The 17,560-nt window shown below is 40.0% G+C and carries 14 protein-coding genes and 1 pseudogene; all 15 read right to left on the bottom strand.

The features are described 5' to 3' along the window. Positions 1–3 precede the first annotated feature (3 nt). Positions 4–282, bottom strand: coding sequence for a DUF503 domain-containing protein (locus AC1DEF_RS03775; RefSeq protein ID WP_016765375.1), 279 nt, complete (start codon positions 280–282; stop codon positions 4–6). Continuing rightward, positions 279–2,147: pseudogene (infB, locus tag AC1DEF_RS03770) on the bottom strand (translation initiation factor IF-2); the annotation flags it as partial. The gene AC1DEF_RS03775 and the pseudogene infB, both read right to left, overlap by 4 nt. A gap of 22 nt (positions 2,148–2,169) precedes the next feature. Beyond that, on the bottom strand, positions 2,170–2,469 hold the full coding sequence (locus AC1DEF_RS03765) for a YlxQ family RNA-binding protein (protein ID WP_013058837.1): 300 nt from the start codon (positions 2,467–2,469) through the stop codon (positions 2,170–2,172). Continuing rightward, on the bottom strand, positions 2,469–2,750 hold the full coding sequence (rnpM, locus tag AC1DEF_RS03760) for an RNase P modulator RnpM (protein WP_013058838.1): 282 nt from the start codon (positions 2,748–2,750) through the stop codon (positions 2,469–2,471). The genes AC1DEF_RS03765 and rnpM overlap by 1 nt, the downstream gene beginning before the upstream one ends. A gap of 13 nt (positions 2,751–2,763) precedes the next feature. Next, the gene (gene nusA / locus AC1DEF_RS03755) at positions 2,764–3,876 is read right to left on the bottom strand and encodes a transcription termination factor NusA (RefSeq protein WP_013058839.1); all 1,113 of its coding nucleotides are present in this window, start codon (positions 3,874–3,876) and stop codon (positions 2,764–2,766) included. A 37-nt stretch (positions 3,877–3,913) separates the two neighbouring features. Continuing rightward, on the bottom strand, positions 3,914–4,384 hold the full coding sequence (rimP, locus tag AC1DEF_RS03750) for a ribosome maturation factor RimP (RefSeq protein ID WP_074893349.1): 471 nt from the start codon (positions 4,382–4,384) through the stop codon (positions 3,914–3,916). A 364-nt stretch (positions 4,385–4,748) separates the two neighbouring features. Then, positions 4,749–9,059, bottom strand: coding sequence for a PolC-type DNA polymerase III (locus AC1DEF_RS03745; RefSeq protein ID WP_097824494.1), 4,311 nt, complete (start codon positions 9,057–9,059; stop codon positions 4,749–4,751). Positions 9,060–9,177: 118 nt separating this feature from the next. Beyond that, complete coding sequence (locus tag AC1DEF_RS03740; protein WP_043976515.1) at positions 9,178–10,875, bottom strand: proline--tRNA ligase; 1,698 nt, start codon at positions 10,873–10,875, stop codon at positions 9,178–9,180. A gap of 105 nt (positions 10,876–10,980) precedes the next feature. Next, a complete protein-coding gene (gene rseP, locus AC1DEF_RS03735; RefSeq protein ID WP_043976513.1) occupies positions 10,981–12,240 on the bottom strand; it encodes an RIP metalloprotease RseP in 1,260 nt (419 codons plus the stop codon). A 78-nt stretch (positions 12,241–12,318) separates the two neighbouring features. Next, positions 12,319–13,467, bottom strand: a complete 1,149-nt coding sequence (gene dxr / locus AC1DEF_RS03730; RefSeq protein WP_013058844.1) for a 1-deoxy-D-xylulose-5-phosphate reductoisomerase — start codon at positions 13,465–13,467, stop codon at positions 12,319–12,321. A gap of 35 nt (positions 13,468–13,502) precedes the next feature. Beyond that, positions 13,503–14,294 (bottom strand): phosphatidate cytidylyltransferase, encoded by a 792-nt coding sequence (locus AC1DEF_RS03725; protein ID WP_014458463.1) that lies wholly within the window; start codon positions 14,292–14,294, stop codon positions 13,503–13,505. Positions 14,295–14,312: 18 nt separating this feature from the next. Next, entirely contained in the window at positions 14,313–15,095 is a 783-nt protein-coding gene (locus AC1DEF_RS03720; protein WP_028410833.1) for an isoprenyl transferase, read from the bottom strand. A 134-nt stretch (positions 15,096–15,229) separates the two neighbouring features. After that, positions 15,230–15,787, bottom strand: coding sequence for a ribosome recycling factor (gene frr / locus AC1DEF_RS03715; protein WP_013058847.1), 558 nt, complete (start codon positions 15,785–15,787; stop codon positions 15,230–15,232). Between the two features lie 2 nt (positions 15,788–15,789). Further along, positions 15,790–16,512: a UMP kinase gene (pyrH, locus tag AC1DEF_RS03710; RefSeq protein ID WP_013058848.1), complete on the bottom strand. Its 723-nt coding sequence runs from the start codon at positions 16,510–16,512 to the stop codon at positions 15,790–15,792. 76 nt (positions 16,513–16,588) lie between these two features. Next, a complete protein-coding gene (tsf, locus tag AC1DEF_RS03705; protein WP_013058849.1) occupies positions 16,589–17,470 on the bottom strand; it encodes a translation elongation factor Ts in 882 nt (293 codons plus the stop codon). Positions 17,471–17,560 lie beyond the last annotated feature (90 nt).

Raw genomic sequence — 17,560 nt, 5'->3', positions numbered from 1 at the left:
CTTTTATAACCAATCAAAAGTTGTAATGGTACGTTCAATCTCTGGAAAAGAATCAATCAAGCTTAGCGCTTTTTGCAGTTCTTGTTCCGTTGTGACACGGCTAGATGAGACTGCGACAATGCTAATTTTTGTTCGTTGCCACACATCTTGAAAATCAGTTTCTGAAACTGATACGTTAAACCGCTGCTTCAAGCGCATCAAGATGCGCTGAAGCACGGCACGTTTTTCTTTAAGAGAAGCAGCATTGTAAATTAAGCATTCACACTCCACTAGTCCAATCATTTAGGATCAATTTGCTCCATTACATATGCTTCAATAATATCTCCTTCTTTAATATCATTGAAGTTTTTAATTGTAATACCACACTCATATCCTTGAGCGACTTCTTTTGCATCGTCTTTAAAGCGTTTTAGCACATCTACTTCACCTTCAAAGATAACAATTCCGTCACGAATTAAACGAATTCCACTGTTACGTGTAATTTTACCGTCTGTTACGTAACTTCCTGCGATTGTACCAACTTTTGATACTTTGAATGTTTGACGTACTTCCACTTGACCGATGATTTTTTCAGCAAACTCAGGATCAAGCATTCCTTTCATCGCAGATTCAATTTCTTCAATTACTTTATAAATAATGCGGTGAAGACGAATATCTACGTTTTCTACGTCAGCTGTACGTTTTGCTCCAGCATCCGGACGCACGTTAAAGCCGATAACGATTGCGTTAGAAGCAGTTGCAAGAATGATATCAGATTCTGTAATCGCACCTACACCCGTATGGATAATACGAACATTTACACCCTCTACATCAATCTTTTGAAGAGCAGCAGCCAATGCTTCTACAGAACCTTGTACGTCTGCTTTTACGATAAGGTTTAAGTCTTTCATTTCACCTTGTTTAATTTTTTCAAATAAATCATCTAAGCTTACGCGAGATTTTTCACCGCGCTGTTGTTCAAGCTGCTTTTGAGCACGAGCTTCTCCGATTTGACGAGCTGTTTTCTCATCTTCAAACACTAAGAAACGATCTCCAGCTAACGGAACTTCGTTTAAGCCAGTAATCTCAACCGGAGTAGATGGTCCTACTTCCTTCACACGGCGGCCGATATCATTTACCATTGCGCGAACGCGGCCAAACGTATTTCCGACTACGATTGGATCACCTACGCGTAGTGTACCAGTTTGAACAAGAAGCGTTGCTACAGACCCACGGCCTTTATCTAGCTGTGCTTCTACAACTGTACCTGCTGCACGACGGTTAGGATTTGCTTTTAACTCTTCTACTTCACTTACAAGTAAAATCATTTCAAGCAATTGATCGATCCCTTCACCTGAAATGGCTGAAAGCTTACAGAAGATTGTTTCTCCGCCCCACTCTTCAGCTACAAGGCCGTGCTCCATTAGTTCTTGCATAACGCGATCTGGATTTGCTGCTTCTTTATCCATTTTGTTAACCGCAACAATAATTGGCACTTCTGCCGCTTTTGCATGGTTAATCGCTTCAATTGTTTGAGGCATTACACCATCGTCTGCTGCAACAACAAGGATTGTAATATCCGTTACTTGCGCACCGCGAGCACGCATCGTTGTAAATGCAGCATGCCCTGGTGTATCAAGGAATGTAATTTTCTTTTCGTCAACCACAACTTGATAAGCACCGATATGCTGCGTGATACCGCCTGCTTCTGCAGCCGTTACTTTTGTGTTACGGATAGAGTCAAGAAGCGTTGTTTTACCGTGGTCAACGTGACCCATGATTGTAACAACTGGAGGACGCACTTGAAGGTCTTTTTCGTCATCAATGATTTCTAATGATTCAAAAGCAGTGTCATCTACCACTACTTCTTCTTCAACTTCTACACCGTATTCTCCGGCAATTAGTTCGATAGAATCTTTATCTAACTCTTGGTTAATTGTTGCCATTACACCAAGCATAAATAGTTTTTTAATAATTTCAGAAGGCTCTTTGCCTAATTCTTTTGCTAACTCAGAAACCGTTAAGCTTCCGACAAACGTTACTTTTTCCGGTAACTCTTTTGCAGCTGCTGGAGCTGGTCTACCTTTTGGTGCCTGTGACTTTTGTGCCTGTGGCTTTTTGTTACCTTTATTGTTTCCTTTGTTAGCTGTTGATTTTGTATTTTTATTCAATACTTTCACCCCCATAAAATTAACCGAGCATCGTTGCTAGCTTTTTAGCAAATCCCTCGTCCATAACGGCTACTACAACTCGAGCATCTTTACCAATCGCTTGACCTAGCGTATAGCGATCGGGAACGATTTTAACCGAAACGTTATAGTAAGAACATTTATCCGTTACTTTTTTCTTTGTGTTTTCAGACGCATCGCTTGCTAAAAGTACTAGCTTTGCTTTTTGTTTCCGAACTTCTCTAACCACAAGTTCTTCTCCAGAAATCAATTTTCGTGCACGGTTTGCAAGCCCTAAAAAGGAGATCCATTGTTCATTCATTAGCGTGACTGTTTCTCCTTTTCTACAAGCGCTAGCAACTCTTCATAAACCGCTTCATCTATTGACGCGCCTAAATGTGTCGAAAGCACATTTTTCTTTTTTGCCAATAAAATTGCTTCTTTATCCTTGCTTACATAAGCTCCGCGCCCGGACTTTTTACCCGTTACATCAACTGAAACGTCGCCTTCTTTTGAGCGTACAACGCGTACTAGCTCTTTTTTAGGCTTCATTTCTCCAGTGGCCACACATTTTCGCATCGGGACTTTTTTACGATTGTTCACCTTGGCTCACCTCTTATTCCATATCTTCATCTGAATCAAATGCATGTTGACTTACTAGCATATCATCGCTGTTTTTTACAACCATGCCTTCTTGTTCAGCTTCTGATTGACTTTTAATATCAATTTTCCAGCCTGTCAGCTTAGCAGCTAGACGTGCATTTTGTCCACGTTTACCAATTGCAAGTGACAGCTGATAGTCAGGAACGATAACAGTTGTTGCTTTTTCATTTTCATCTACAATCACATCTACTACCTTAGATGGACTTAAAGCGTTGGCAACAAATTCAACTGGATCATTTGACCAGCGAACGATGTCAATTTTTTCACCTTTTAGTTCATTTACAACAGCCTGTACGCGCTGACCTTTTGGCCCAACACAAGAACCGACCGGATCTACTTCAGCATACTCAGAATGAACAGAGATTTTTGAACGGTCTCCAGCTTCGCGAGCTACTGATTTTAATTCAACTGTACCGTCATAGATTTCCGGTACTTCTTTTTCGAAAAGACGTTTTAAAAGACCTGGGTGCGTACGTGAAACATAGATTTGCGGGCCTTTTGTTGTTTTTTCTACTTTCGTAATATACACTTTAATACGATCATGAGGTTTATACTGCTCATTTGGCATTTGCTCGCTTTGAGGAAGCAATGCTTCAATTTTGCCAAGGCTCACATAGATGAAGCGAGAATCTTGACGCTGAACAATACCTGTCATAATATCTTCTTCGCGATCGCTGAACTCTGAATAGATAACGCCTCGTTCCGCCTCACGAACACGCTGTGTAACAACTTGTTTTGCTGTTTGAGCCGCGATGCGTCCAAAGTCTTTTGGCGTTACTTCGATTTCAACCACATCGTCTAGTTGGAAGTTAGGGTTGATTGTTTGTGCTTCTTCAACCGAAATTTCCAGGCGTGGATCATATACTTCATCAACCACATCTTTGCGAGCAAACACGCGCATTGAACCTCTTTCTAAATTTAAATCAACGCGTACGTTTTGCGCTTGGTTAAAGTTGCGTTTGTAAGCAGAAATTAGCGCTGCTTCAATTGCTTCAATAATTACATCTTTGCTAATGCCTTTCTCTTTTTCAAGAATGACTAAGGCATCAAATAACTCACTGCTCATCGTTGGATAATCCCCCTTTAATATTGGCCCCTACACATTAAAATACAATCGCTAATCGAGCAAAAGCGACTTTGTCATATGGTAAAACCACCGTTTTTGTGCGTGTTTTGATACGAATAGATAATGTGACAGTTTCTCCGTCAAATGATTGTAATTCGCCTTCAAATTCTTTTGCACCTTCAATTGGTTCATATGTTTTTATGTATACATGCTTACCAATTGCACGTTCAAAATCTTTATCTTTTTTTAATGGGCGTTCCGCACCAGGCGATGATACTTCTAAAAAATAGTTATGAGGGATTGGATCTATTGCATCCATTTTCTCACTCAATTTTTCACTTACTGCTCCGCAGTCTTCGATATCCACGCCAGTATCAGAGTCGATAAACACACGTAAAAACCAATCTTTTCCTTCTTTTACGTATTCAATTTCAACAAGCTCTAAATTCATTTCCTCTAAGATAGGGGAAACCATTTCTTCCACTGTTTGTTTTACATTTTTACTCATTCTAATCCTCCCTTCGAGACATTGCATGGTATGTTTAGGTTACGCGTTTTTTATGTCTCTTATATCAAAAAAGAGTGGTTTATTTGCTATTTTTATTTTGCACTCTATAAGAGGTCTAACCTACTAGAGTGGAAATGTTGTCGTTTGTGTTGCAGGATTTTAAACGTCACATAATAAATCAATCATGGTGATTGAAAATCTACAGAAAAAACGAATCATGCTAGAAGCCGATTCGTTCTCCATACTACTTACTATGTCAGTAAGTTCATATCAATAAGAAAGAGCGGGTTTCCCCACTCTTTCTCGTCCGTATCCTTAGCATTTCCACAATTACTATATCATAACCGCTTATTTTATGCAAATGTTAGAAAAGAGAAAGCTGGTTCTGATCAGGTAATGATTCAAGGCATCCATGGTTGTCTAGATACTCTAAAATCGTCTTCGATACTTTGCCTCGCTGCTGCAAATCTTCTTTCGATAAAAACTCTCCCGTTTCACGAGCTTTTACAATGTTCAGCGCTGCATTTGTGCCAAGACCGGGAATGGCATTAAACGGTGGAACTAAAGACGTGCCGTCAATTAAAAATTCGTCTGCGCTAGATTCATATAAATCTACTTTTTTAAACGAATAGCCTCGTTCGCACATTTCTAAAGAAAGCTCAAGCACCGTTAATAAGTTTTTCTCTTTAGGAGATGCATCTAAACCTTTGGCATTGATTTCTTCCATCTTCGCTCGAATGGCAGTTGAGCCTTTGATCATCGTATCAATATCAAAGTCATCTGCACGAACCGTAAAGTATGCTGCGTAATAAAGAAGCGCGTGGTGCACTTTGAAATAAGCAATACGCACGGCCATCAATACATAAGCAGCCGCATGGGCTTTAGGGAACATATACTTAATCTTTTTACAAGAATCAATATACCAGTCCGGAACACCATTTTTGATCATTTCCTCTTCAAATTCAGGTGTTAGCCCTTTCCCTTTACGTACAGACTCCATAATTTTAAAGGCAAGTGAAGGTTCAAGACCTTGATAAATCAGATAAACCATGATGTCATCACGACAGCCGATTACTTCACTTAAGTTGCAAATATCATTGCGAATTAGCTCCTGCGCATTACCAAGCCATACGTCCGTCCCGTGTGACAGTCCTGAGATTTGAACAAGCTCTGAAAACGTCGTTGGCTTCGTATCTTCTAACATTTGACGCACAAAGCGCGTTCCAAACTCAGGTATGCCAAGCGTTCCTGTTTTACACATAATTTGCTCTTCTGTTACGCCAAGTGATTCCGTTCCGCTAAAAATTTTCATCACTTCAGGATCATCCGTCGGAATTGTTTTTGGATCAATTCCACTTAAATCTTGAAGCATGCGAATCACGGTCGGATCATCGTGTCCGAGTATATCAAGTTTTAATAAATTATCATGAATCGAATGGAAGTCAAAATGAGTTGTTCTCCATTCGGAATTACGGTCATCAGCTGGAAACTGGATCGGTGAAAAATCGAAAATATCCATATAGTCCGGTACAACGATAATCCCCCCTGGATGCTGACCCGTTGTACGTTTTACGCCCGTACATCCTGCTACTAAACGATCCACTTCTGCGTTTCGCAAATGTAAATCACGGTCACCGGCATAGCCTTTTACATAGCCATAAGCTGTTTTTTCAGCTACTGTACCGATTGTTCCCGCGCGGTATACATTATCTTGTCCAAACAGTACTTTTGTATAGTTATGAGCTCGCGGCTGATACTCTCCGGAGAAGTTCAAATCGATATCGGGAACTTTATCTCCTTTGAATCCTAAGAACGTTTCAAACGGAATATCGTGTCCGTCTTTAATAAATGGTACCCCACAATCGTCGCAGCTTTTATCCGGCAAGTCAAACCCAGAACCAACGGAACCGTCATTAAAAAACTCGGATTTCTTACATTTTGGACAAACATAATGCGGAGGCAGTGGATTTACTTCTGTAATTTCTGTCATCGTCGCAACGAATGAAGAACCTACGGAACCACGTGAACCAACTAAGTAACCATCATTCAACGATTTTTTAACGAGTTTATGCGAGATCAAGTAAATAACGGCAAACCCGTGGCCGATAATACTTTTCAACTCTTTCTCTAGGCGAGCTTCTACTACTTCAGGCAGCTCTTCACCGTAGATGCTGCGTGCCATCGCATAGCTCATTTCACGCATTTCTTCGTCTGCGCCTTCAATTTTCGGCGTATATAAATCATCTTTAATTGGTTTAATATCGTCAATCATATCCGCTATTTTTTGCGTATTATGAACAACAATTTCTTTCGCTTTCTCCCCGTCTAAAAATGAAAAACAATTCAGCATCTCATCCGTTGATCTAAAATGAACATCCGGCAGCTGATGACGGTTTAACGGGTTAGCCCCCCCTTGTGAACCAATTAAAATTTTTCGGTAAATTTTGTCTTCCGGATTGAGATAGTGAACATTTCCTGTTGCTACAACCGGCTTTCCAATCTTTTCACCGAGCTTCACAATATTGCTGATAATATCTTTTAAGGCTTTCTCATCCCGCACTAAATCCAGTTCAATTAAGTGCTTGTAGTTGTCAGGAGGCTGCACTTCGATGTAATCATAAAATTCAGCTGCTCCTTCTACTTCATCAATTCCTTTTTGCATCATGCCTTCGAATACTTCGCCCCGGTCACATGCGGTTCCAATCAAGATGCCTTCTCGATATTTGTCGAGCTGAGATCTTGGAATTCGCGGAACTCGATAAAAGTAATTTAAATGAGAAATCGAAACGAGTTTGAATAGATTTTTTAAACCTACGTCGTTTTGTGCTAAAAGCGTCGCATGATAAGGACGGGCCCGCTGATATGCATTCCCTTCTCCCATATAATCATTTAAGCGATCGTGCATCGTAATTTCGCGTTCAAATGCATCTTTCAGCATTTTATTTAACAAATAGCCGGTTGTTTCCGCATCGTAAATCGCGCGGTGATGCTGCACAAGTTCAATATCAAACTTTTTAGCAAGAGTATTTAAACGATGGTTTTTCATATGCGGATACAAAAATCTTCCGAGTTCAAGCGTATCAATAACGCCGTTAGCTGCTTTTTCTAATCCGATTTTTTGCAGTCCCATATTTAAAAATCCCATATCAAAGCTTGCATTATGAGCGACTAAAATACTGTCGCCCATCCACTCGTGAAAATCCCGAAGTACTTCTGAGATTTCAGGCGCATTTTGGACCATATCATCTGTAATACCCGTCAGCTCAATTGTTGTTGCAGACAGAGGATGATGAGGATTTGCAAACCGTTCAAATCGATCGATGATTTCGCCTTCTTTCATCTTCACGGCAGCAAGTTCAATAATGGTATCGTATACGGCTGACAAACCGGTTGTTTCGACGTCAAATACTACGTAAGTTGCTTCTGTCAAATCCACATGCTGCGGATTATAGGCAATCGGTACGCCGTCGTCCACTAAATTGACTTCCACTCCGTACAGTATTTTAATGCCGTTCTTTTTCCCGGCTCCATACGCTTCAGGAAACGACTGTGCAACCGCGTGATCAGTTATCGCTACAGCCGGATGTCCCCATTTTTTGGCTTGTCCGACTAAAGCTCCAACAGATGAAACGGCATCCATTTGACTCATTGGCGTATGCAAGTGAAGTTCCACACGCTTTTCATCTTCAGGCGCTGTATCCTGTCTAGCGGGACCGGTAATCTCGTTAACATCATTTCCAATCATAACTAGATCACGGACAAATGTATCGTTTTGTACACTTCCGCGCACCTTTACCCACATTCCTTTTTTAATCGCTTGAAGTAAAGGAATATCTTCTTTGTCACGTGAAAACATTTTAACCATAATAGAGTTTGTATAATCTGTCACTTTAAAAATAAGAAGCGTACGTCCGCTTCGTAATTCTCTCGTTTCTGCATCAAATACGTATCCTTCAACGGCAATTCGCTTTTCTTCATCTACAATGGAGTCCAGGCGAACCGTCTCGTCTTTAATCGTATATCCAATTGTAAGCGGACCTTTTGGTAGGTCTGGTCCATCACTTTTTTCATTTTCTTTATTTTGCATCTCTGTGATGGCTTGTAATACTTTTTCTGTATCTTCTTGTTTTCGTTGCTCTACAAACTGCTGAAATGCTTCTTCTGAATGTACAACTTCCGTCATTAGCTGAAGGTTCGGAAACCCATAGGACGCATACTGATCAGCAATTAACTGACTATACTTTTTACGTAAAGCCGTTCCTTCTGCATCATGTCGTGCGTTCACAATCAACTTGGCACCGTTCAATCTCGGCATTTGATCTTGTAAAAGCGACTGTAAAAGCGGAGATATGCCCTGCATTTCTCCAATACAATGCTTCCAATATGACTGTACATGCTCTTCCGTACATTGTTTATTAACGGTTTGAATAGAAAAAGAAACACTCGCAATATGAGAAAAAGCTGAAGACATGCGAGCATGGAATAACTCATAAATCTCAAAAGGTAATAACCCTTCTAAAGAAAAATGGAAATGCCATTTTTTTTGTTCTTTCTGAATGACGAGCTTTTCAATCGCTGCGTTTTCAAAGTAAGGAACAATTTGATCACTCGTCAGCTCTAACTGCTGCAGCAGCAACTTAAAACGCTCTTTTTTTCCTAGCGTTTGTGCTTCCAAGTTTTCTGCCTCCTTTTATAAATGAGTGCAATCTATTTTAACATAAATGACTTCTATTCTGTCATATGTTCTGTTTATAAACATAAAAACAGCAGGGATACAAATCCCCGCTGCTTCATTACTTCGCTAGCAGTTCTTTCACTGTTGAAACAAGATTGTCAACTGACACTTCTAATGACTCCCCGGTTTTGCGTACTTTTACTTCTACAATTCCTTCAGATGCACGTTTACCAACTGTTACTCGAACAGGAAGACCAATTAGATCTGAATCTGCAAATTTTACTCCTGCACGCTCTTGGCGGTCGTCTAACAGCACTTCAAAGCGATTATCTAATAACTCATTATATAATTTCTCACCTAGTTCACGCTGTTCATCATTTTTCACGTTAACTGGAATAACGTGCACATGATAAGGCGTAACAGCTTCTGGCCATAGAAGACCGTTTTCATCATTAAATTGTTCTGCAATCGCAGCTACTGTACGAGAAACACCGATACCATAGCAGCCCATAATCATTGGCTGGCTGCGTCCGTTCTCATCTAGATACGTTGCTCCCATCGCTTCACTGTAGCGCGTTCCTAGCTTAAAGACGTGTCCGACTTCAATACCTTTAGCAAACTTAATAACGCCTTGTCCATCCGGTGACTGATCCCCTTCTTGGATGAAGCGGAAATCTTCGTAAGTTGCATTAAAGTTACGTTCATTCACATTTGTGTAGTGATAACCTTCTTCATTTGCTCCGCATACACCGTTAGCAATTGCTTTTACCGCATGATCAGCTACCACTTCTACTGAATCACTTACTCCAATCGGTCCTACTGAACCAACTGCGCATTTTAATACTTCTTTTGTTTCTTCTGGAGTTGCCAGTTCAACAACGGAAGCTTCAAAATAGTTTTTCACTTTAATATCGTTTACTTCGTGGTCCCCGCGAACAAGTACAAGCACAAAACGATCATCTACTTTAAATAAAAGTGACTTGATACAAGAAGTCGCTTCAACATTTAAGAAAGCAGCTACGTCTTCAATGCTATGCTGATTTGGTGTTTCTACCTTTGTTAATTCTTTTTCAGCTTCAGTTGATTTTTCATAGGTATTTACAACCGGTGCCATTTCAACATTTGCTGCATAAGAAGATGTATCTGAATAAGCAATTGTATCTTCCCCGATTTCAGAAAGAACCATAAATTCATGCGTATCTTTTCCGCCCATTGCACCTGAATCAGCGATAACCGCACGGAAATTTAATCCGCAGCGCTCAAAGATGCGGCTGTAGGCAGCAAACATTTTGTCATATACTTCATCTAAACTTTCTTGAGAAGCATGAAACGAATATGCATCTTTCATAATAAATTCACGACCGCGTAATAAGCCAAAGCGTGGACGTTTTTCATCGCGGAACTTCGTTTGAATTTGATATAAATTTAGCGGTAAACGTTTGTATGACTTCACTTCGTCACGAAGCAAGCTTGTGATAACTTCTTCGTGTGTTGCTCCCAAAGCAAATTCACGGCCGTGACGATCTTTCATACGCATTAACTCAGGTCCATATGAATACCAGCGGCCAGACTCTTGCCACAATTCAGCTTGTTGTAAAGCAGGCATCAATAATTCGACAGAACCTGCACGGTCCATCTCTTCACGAACAATTTGTTCAACTTTTTGCAACACGCGCTTACCAAGCGGTAAAAAACTGTACACGCCGCTTGCATTTTGGCGCATATAACCTGCGCGCAATAGAAGCTGATGGCTTTTTATATCCGCATCAGCTGGCACTTCTCTTAATGTAGGAATCAATGTAGAACTTTGTCTCATAACCTCGCACCTCTTTGCTTACTTCTCTATCTTATTTTTTTAAGGCGGACCATGCCGCAATTTTCATATAATCAGCGAGGGAATATCCCTCGCTGAACGTATGTCTTATAAAAAGAACTTTTGAATATCGTTCCACGTTACAACGAGCATCAGCAGCATTAATAAAGCAAAACCGATAAAATGAACAATCCCTTCTTTTTGACGATCAATTGGCTTACCGCGAATTCCTTCTACAGCGAAGAACAACAGTCGTCCTCCATCTAAAGCAGGAAGTGGAAGCAAATTGACAATCCCTAAGTTAATACTTAAAACGGCTGCCCATTTCATTAGATAATAAATGCCTGACTGTGCTACTTGATCGGTTGCTGCGTAAATACCTACAGGACCAGAAAGCATATCCAGTTTGAACTGTCCTGTCACAAGCTTCCCTAGACCCGTTAAGATTTCTTTCATCCACGTATATGTTTCAGTAGCTCCGTGCGTAATCGAACCAATGAATGACTTTTCAACCGGTGCATATACGCCAATTAGTCCAATTGTCTGTTCCCCCACTTTGCGACTTTCAGGTGTAATCGGAATATCTAGCGTTTTGCTGCCGCGCTGAACCGTGAATGTAATTTGCTGTTCAGGATGTTTTTGAATTACTTTTACGACATCATCCCACGTTGAAACACTTTGTCCATCAATTGCTTGAACTTTATCTCCTTGTTTAAGTCCCGCATCAACGGCTACTCCATCTGATGTTAATTTGCCCATCACAGGTTTGTCAACAACATATCCTTGAGAAATCCCAAGAACGATAAAAATAACAAAGGCTAATATAAAGTTCATTAGCGGACCAGCGAAAATGGCTAGCGCACGCTGACCAAGAGTTTTGGAAGCAAACTGACGGCTGTAAGGTGCAATTTGAATTTCTTCTCCGTCCATAACGAAGTAAGATTCTTCTGCTACCTCAAATTTTTGCAGACGTTCATCTTCACCTTCTTCATAACCTGAAATAAATAGATTATGCTCTAAGTCTGCTTGCTCTACCTCAATAACTTTTGCATTTGGATGCTGTTCCTTGTTGTTAATAATGACTTTATTTACTTTGCCTTCCTTATCAAACATGAGGCCCACCATTTGACCAGGCTTAACTTCGATCATTTCTGGGTCTTCTCCAGCCATTCGAACAAATCCACCTAGAGGCAGCAAACGAATGGTATAAACTGTTTCATCTCGTTTAAATGAAAAGATTTTGGGACCAAACCCAATGGCAAACTCACGGCATAAGATGCCTGCACGCTTTGCAAAAACTAAATGACCAAGCTCATGAAAGAATACAAGAGCTCCAAAAATGACGACAAACGCAATGACTGTGTTCAATGGGTATTACCCCCTTCATGTAATAGAGTCAAACCTCCACCCACCAGAAATAAGTGAGTGGCTTCTCTCGCACGCACATTATCGAGAGATGGCGGATCTAACAAACTCTCTTGCTTCTAAATCTACTTCTTTAATAGTAGATAAACAAGGTTTCTGTATTACAGTATGTTCATTCATTGCTTTTTCAATCACATCTTCAATTTGTAAAAATGTAATGTGACCATCTAAAAAGGCTTGAACAGCTTCTTCATTAGCTGCATTTAAAACAGTCGGAAGTGTTCCACCCGCTTTGCCAGCCTCAAATGCAAAAGCTAAACAGCGAAAACGCTCTTCATCCATTTTAGCAAAGTGAAGCTGACCAATATCCGCCAAACTTAAACGCTTGGTGTTAGGTAAAGACATGCGTTTTGGATAAGTTAACGCGTATTGAATTGGCACGCGCATATCAGGCGTTCCAAGCTGAGCAATAACGCTTGTATCAGAATACTCTACCATAGAATGAATGATGCTTTCTTTATGTAACAATACATCAATTTTCTCATAGGGAAGATCAAAAAGCCAATGTGCTTCAATCACTTCTAGTCCCTTATTCATCATCGTTGCCGAATCAATTGTAATTTTAGCTCCCATCGACCAGTTTGGATGATTTAACGCATCTTCAACCGTTACTCCCTGTAGTTCTGCTCTCGTTTTATCTCGAAAGCTCCCTCCAGAAGCCGTTAAAATTAAACGGTCTATTGCTTTTTGATCTTGCCCTTGCAAACTTTGAAAAATAGCTGAGTGCTCACTGTCTACCGGTAAAATATCAGCGCCATATTCCTTGGCTGCTTCCATGACAAGGTGACCAGCGGTAACAAGTGTCTCCTTATTTGCAATAGCAATCGTTTTTCTCATTTTGATTGCTTCTAGCGTAGGAGTCAACCCTACACTTCCAAGAACCGCATTTACTAAAACTTCTGTGGATGGATGAGTTGCCACTTCCACAAGCCCTTCTTCTCCATAAACAAATCGAATAGAAGGGAATTCTGCTTGCAGTGACAGACAATCTTCTTTCTTCATCACAGAAACAAGGGCTGGCTTACACTGCTGAATAATCTTTCTTGCTTCATTAATATTTCGACCTACAGAGATTGCTGAGAGCTCAAAATGCTCCGGATGCGCTCTAACAATATCAACGGTTTGAGTACCGATTGAACCTGTAGCTCCTAACAAGGAAATTTTCTTCAAGTATATTCACTCCTATTAAAACAAAGACATCTTTTTTATAGAGATAATAAAAAAGCTAAAATTGGCATGATGAACATTAAACTGTCAAAACGGTCTAAAATCCCACCATGACCGGGTAAAATTTTCCCTGAATCTTTTACGCCATAGTGACGTTTGAACGCTGATTGTACAAGATCACCCATCTGTCCAAATAACGATACGATAATACCAATTACAAGTAATTCAATCATAGTTTGATCAATATTTGCTAACAGCTTAAATACAATGGCTACTACAATAGCGCATACGACGCCACCAACAAAACCTTCAATTGTTTTATTGGGACTGATTTCCGGCCATAGCTTTCGTTTCCCCATTGCTCGTCCAATAAAATAAGCTCCGGAATCCGTCGCCCAAATAATAAGAAAAGCAAAGAACAAATAAGCTAACCCGAACTCTTGACGAACCTCGATAAAATAATGAAAGCCAAAGCCAACATATACTGTCGTTAATAAAATAAACCCAACGTCATCGAAGGTAAATTTATTTTTAACTACAACCGTGTACATTAATAAAAGAAGGACAGCAGCAAGCGCTACTTCTATCTTATGTTCACTTAAGAATTGAAATGCAACATCTCTTCCATTTGGTAGTAAAAACACCCAGGTTAGCAATAAACTAATGATACTTGGAAAAGACATTGCTTTCAAATGTTTCATTTTTAAAAGCTCAATTACACCAACTGTTCCGATTACATACATGATAAGGGTAAAAGGTAACCCTCCAATTAAAACAATCGGCACAAATACCGCAAGTGCTACAATCGCGGTGATAATGCGCTGTTTCATCTTGTTTTCCACACCTTCTTATACACCACCAAAGCGGCGACCGCGCTTTTGAAACGCCTCGACTGCTTCGATTAAATGATTTTCTTTAAAATCTGGCCATAATACTTCTGTAAACCAAAACTCTGTGTAAGCTAGCTGCCAAAGCATAAAATTACTTAAGCGAAGCTCACCGCTTGTACGAATAAGCAAATCCGGATCTGGAAGGCTTTTGCTCATTAAATAGGAAGAAAATAAATTTTCTGAAATAGAAGAGGAAGCTACTTTTCCCTGTTCTACATCTTCTACCAATGACTGAATAGCGCCCATGATTTCGTGACGGCTACCGTAATTGAGCGCAAAGTTTAAAATCAGCCCTGTGTTATGCTTTGTTTTTTCAATTGCGTTATCCACGGCTCGAATCGTATGGGCAGGGAGCTCACTTTTATCCCCCATAATACGAACTTGCACATTTTTTTCAATTAGCTCAGGCAGAAAGGTTGTTAAAAATTCCTCTGGCAGTTTCATTAAAAACTCGACTTCAGTTTTGGGGCGCTTCCAATTTTCAGTGGAAAATGCATATAAAGTTAATACTTTAACACCTAATTCATTGGCCAATCTGGTCACATGACGCACTACCTTCATTCCTTCATGATGGCCCATCATGCGAGGAAGAGCTCGTTTTTGCGCCCAACGACCGTTCCCATCCATAATAATTGCAATATGTTCAGGAACAGGGTGCTGTTTCACTTGATCTTTTCGTTCTGACAAAGACAGTGTATTTAAATCTTGACTTTTCTTCCATGCTTGAAATTTTCTTAACATGCAAAGGTCCCCCGTTGTACGCTCTCACATAAACGTGTGGCTTATGTGAGTTTTTTCTTACTACACATTATTAACAAAAAAACCCCCTGTAAACAATAGAGGGTCTTTTACAATATATTTTACCTTGAAATGACTTAAACTGCCATAATTTCTTCTTCTTTATCTTTCGCCACTTTATCCACTTTTACGATATGATCATCCGTTAGCTTTTGAATGTCATCACTGTAGCCGCGTAAATCGTCTTCAGTAATTTCACCTTTTTTCTCTAACTTTTTGAAATCATCGTTTGCATCACGGCGTACGTTACGAACCGCAACTTTTGCTTCTTCAGCATATTTTTTCACCATTTTCACTAACTCACGACGACGCTCTTCCGTTAAAGCAGGAATCGATAAACGGATAATAGTTCCATCGCTTGTAGGTGTTAACCCTAAGTCAGATTTTAAAATAGCTTTTTCAACTTCACCAATTTGTGATTTGTCATAAGGCTGAATAACAAGCATACGAGCTTCAGGCACGCTTACTTGCGCCAATTGGTTAATTGGTGTTGGTGCACCGTAGTATTCTACCGTTACGCGGTCAAGAAGTGACGCGCTTGCACGTCCAGCACGAATTGATGCTAGTTCGCGGCTAAATGATTGAATTGCTTTTTCCATTCTTTCTTTTGCGTTTTGCAACACTTGTTTTGGCATGTTTATTTCCCCTTTACAATTGTTCCAATGTTTTCGCCTGTAACGGCACGTTTAATATTGCCTTCTTCCGTAATTGAAAAAACAATTAGCGGAATATCATTGTCCATACATAATGAAGAAGCTGTAGAATCCATAACAGCTAGTCCATCTTTTAAAACATCAATATACGTTAATGTTTCGTATTTTACAGCATCAGGTACAAGCTTAGGATCCGCATTATAAACGCCATCTACGTTGTTTTTAGCCATTAAGATCACGTCAGCTTCGATTTCAGCTGCACGCAAAGCTGCTGTTGTATCTGTAGAGAAATAAGGGTTTCCTGTACCCGCGGCGAAAATAACAACGCGTTTTTTCTCAAGATGACGAACAGCTTTTCTTCTAATATAAGGCTCTGCTACTTGTCTCATCTCGATAGAAGTCTGAACTCGTGTTTGCACACCAATATTTTCTAAGCTATCTTGAAGAGCCAAAGAGTTCATTACTGTTGCTAGCATTCCCATATAATCAGCAGCGGCACGATCCATACCCATTTCACTGCCAATTTTACCACGCCAAATGTTTCCACCACCAACGACTACAGCAATTTCCACACCTAATTCATAAACGGCTTTTACTTGTTCAGCAACAGATTTGATGATAGATGGGTTAATACCAAAACCCTCTTCACCAGCTAATGCTTCTCCACTTAACTTTAATACGATACGATTATATTTTGCTTGACTCATGCTTACCTCCATCGTTAACGGTGAGATCTCTTTTGTAAAAAAGGGAACACACAGTGTTCCCTATACGGTCAAACCCTTACTTTTTAACTTGGTTCATTACTTCTTCAGCGAAGTTGTCTTGACGTTTCTCAATACCTTCTCCTACTTCAAAACGAACGAAGCTTTCAACAGTAGCGCCTTTGCTCTCAACGAACTGACGTACTTTTTGATCAGGATTTTTAACAAATGTTTGATCTAGTAAGCAAATATCTTCGAAGAATTTGCCAAGGCGACCTTCAACCATTTTTGCAACGATTTTTTCTGGTTTGCCTTCGTTTAATGCTTGTTGAGTTAATACTTCGCGCTCACGCTCAGTTTCTTCAGCAGAAACTTGGTCACGAGAGATGTATTTAGGGTTGATTGCAGCGATGTGCATAGCAACGTCTTTTGCAACAGCTTCTTCAGTTGTACCAGATAATACTGTTAACACACCGATACGTCCGCCAGCATGTAGGTAAGCACCGAATGCATCAGCATCAGTTTTTGTTGCTACAGCGAAACGACGTAGAGATAATTTTTCTCCGATTGTAGCGATTGCAGAGTTGATGTGTTCTTCAACAGTTGCACCGTTTTCCATTTTTTGAGTAGCAGCTTCAGCAGCGTCAGCTGGTTTGTTAGCTAAGATGTGAGCAGCTAATTCTTTTGTTAATTTTTGGAAACCTTCGTTTTTTGCAACGAAATCAGTTTCAGAGTTAACTTCTAAGATAACAGCTTCGTTACCTTGAGTTTCGATGTAAGTTAGACCTTCAGCAGCAATACGGTCTGATTTTTTAGCAGCTTTTGCAATACCTTTTTCACGTAAGAAATCGATTGCTTGCTCCATATCACCGTTAGTTTCAGTTAACGCTTTTTTACAATCCATCATACCAGCGCCAGTTTTTTCACGTAATTCTTTTACCATTTGAGCAGTAATTGCCATAATGTGTAGCCTCCTTGTTTGGGTATGTAATTAATGTATATAAATGGGTTAAATCTTTTCAAAAAAAGGTGATAAAAGGCTATTCCCTCT

The sequence above is a fragment of the Priestia sp. 10L35 genome, from assembly GCF_056395685.1.
The sequence above is the reverse complement of the archived record's forward strand: the minus strand, read 5'-3'. Positions and strand labels throughout refer to the sequence as shown.

What these genes read in the sequence shown, in the direction of transcription:
- AC1DEF_RS03775 (WP_016765375.1), bottom strand. Translation starts at nt 282, where the DNA reads ATGATTGGACTAGTGGAGTGTGAATGCTTAATTTACAATGCTGCTTCT.
- AC1DEF_RS03765 (WP_013058837.1), bottom strand. Translation starts at nt 2,469, where the DNA reads ATGAATGAACAATGGATCTCCTTTTTAGGGCTTGCAAACCGTGCACGA.
- nusA (WP_013058839.1), bottom strand. Translation starts at nt 3,876, where the DNA reads ATGAGCAGTGAGTTATTTGATGCCTTAGTCATTCTTGAAAAAGAGAAA.
- rimP (WP_074893349.1), bottom strand. Translation starts at nt 4,384, where the DNA reads ATGAGTAAAAATGTAAAACAAACAGTGGAAGAAATGGTTTCCCCTATC.
- AC1DEF_RS03740 (WP_043976515.1), bottom strand. Translation starts at nt 10,875, where the DNA reads ATGAGACAAAGTTCTACATTGATTCCTACATTAAGAGAAGTGCCAGCT.
- AC1DEF_RS03725 (WP_014458463.1), bottom strand. Translation starts at nt 14,294, where the DNA reads ATGAAACAGCGCATTATCACCGCGATTGTAGCACTTGCGGTATTTGTG.
- AC1DEF_RS03720 (WP_028410833.1), bottom strand. Translation starts at nt 15,095, where the DNA reads ATGTTAAGAAAATTTCAAGCATGGAAGAAAAGTCAAGATTTAAATACA.
- frr (WP_013058847.1), bottom strand. Translation starts at nt 15,787, where the DNA reads ATGCCAAAACAAGTGTTGCAAAACGCAAAAGAAAGAATGGAAAAAGCA.
- pyrH (WP_013058848.1), bottom strand. Translation starts at nt 16,512, where the DNA reads ATGAGTCAAGCAAAATATAATCGTATCGTATTAAAGTTAAGTGGAGAA.
- tsf (WP_013058849.1), bottom strand. Translation starts at nt 17,470, where the DNA reads ATGGCAATTACTGCTCAAATGGTAAAAGAATTACGTGAAAAAACTGGC.